The 1,628-nt window shown below is 73.4% G+C and carries 2 protein-coding genes; both read right to left on the bottom strand.

The window, feature by feature from the left end; translation table 11 throughout:
- Positions 1–384: beta-ketoacyl synthase N-terminal-like domain-containing protein (locus ABZ854_RS37205; protein ID WP_361220477.1), on the bottom strand; the 384-nt coding region annotated here is incomplete at its 3' end.
- Between the two features lie 59 nt (positions 385–443).
- The coding region (locus tag ABZ854_RS37210) for a beta-ketoacyl reductase (RefSeq protein WP_361220480.1) at positions 444–1,628 on the bottom strand (1,185 nt) is incomplete at its 5' end.

Genomic DNA, 1,628 nt, shown 5'->3' on the forward strand with positions numbered 1-1,628 from the left:
CAGCAGCCGGTGCTGCGGGTCCATGGCGAGCGCCTCGCGCGGGCTGATCCCGAAGAACGCGGGGTCGAACTCGGCGGCCTGGGTGAGGAATCCGCCCTCGACCGAGTACGTCCGCCCGGCCGCGTCCGGGTCGGGGTCGTACAGGCTCTCCGTGTCCCAGCCGCGCTCCTCCGGGAATCGGCTGATGGCGTCACCTCCGGAGGCCAGCAACTGCCATAGTCCCTCGGGGGAGTTGACGCCTCCGGGGTAGCGGCAGGCCATGCCGACGATGGCGATGGGCTCGTGCGCGGAGGCGGTCAGCCGGCGGTTCTGCTCGCGCAGCCGCTCGGTCTCCTTCAGTGACGCCCGGAGAGCCTCGACGATCTTCTCGTTCTGTGCAGGCACCTTCTGTCCAGACACTTCTTACCTCACCCAATCCGCGTCGCGCGTCGTCAGCCGCGTCATCAGAAGTCCGATCCTTCGAGCGCCATCGAGATGAGGCTCTCCGCATCCATGTCGTCGATGTCGTCGACGGCCCCGGCCTCCACGGCCGGGTCGTCCGCCGACCGGGTCGAACCCGTCGACTCGGGCCGGTGGCCCCCGAGTTCGAGCAGCGTGTCCAGCAGGCCCGCGTCCCTCAGCCGGGCCAGCGGGATCGCCATCAGGGCCGCCCGTACGCTCTCCTCGTGCGCCGCGTCACCGGCGTCGGCCGCGTCGTCCGGAACCAGCTGCTGGAGCAGGAATCCGGCGAGTTCGGCCGGGGTCGGGTAGTCGAAGACGAGCGTCGCCGGCAGGCGGACCCCCGCTTCGGCTCCCAGGGCGTTGCGCAGTTCGACCGCGGTGAGCGAGTCGAACCCGAGTTCCTTGAACGGCTTGTCCGGCGTGATCTCGGGGGCTCCCGCACCGCCGGCGGTGCCCAGGACGGCGGCCACGTGCCGCTTGACCACGTCGAGCACCAGCCGCTGCCGGTCGGTCGCGGAGAGCCCGGCCAGCCGCCGGGCCAGCTCCTGCCCGCCGCCCGCGCTGGCCGCCCCGGCCGCCGCCGAACGCCGTACGGCCGTGGGGCGTACCAACTGCGAAAGCAGAGCGGGGACTTGACTGCCTGCCGCGCGGGCGAGGGCGGGCAGGTCCAGTCCGGCCGGCAGCAGTAGCGCCCGGTCCGCCGCGACGGCCGCGTCCAGCAGGGCGAGCCCGTCCGCCGCCGCTAGGGGCCGTACACCGGAGCGTGCCATGCGGTCGACGTCGGTCTCGGTGAGACCCGCGCCCATACCGCCGGCCTCCGGCGCCCACAGTCCCCAGGCGAGCGAGGTGCCGGGCAGCCCCTGCGCGCGCCGTTCGGCGGCCAGGGCATCCAGTGCGGCGTTGGCGGCGGCGTAGGCGCCCTGTCCGGCGCCGCCCAGCACACCGGCGGCGGAGGAATAGAGCACGAACGCCGCCAGGTCCCGGTCCGCCGTCAGCTCGTGCAGATACCGGGCGGCGTCGACCTTCGGTGCCCGCAGCTCGGCGAGCGTCTCCGCGGTGAGCGAGGCGACCGTGCCGTCCCGGACCACACCGGCCGTGTGGACGACGGCCGTGATGTCCGGATGGGCCTCCAGCAGCGCCGCCACCGCGTCCCGGTCGGTGACGTCACAGGCGACGACCTCGACCTT

Origin of the sequence: Streptomyces sp. NPDC047028, from assembly GCF_040644095.1 — a bacterium.
Lineage (GTDB): Bacteria > Actinomycetota > Actinomycetes > Streptomycetales > Streptomycetaceae > Streptomyces.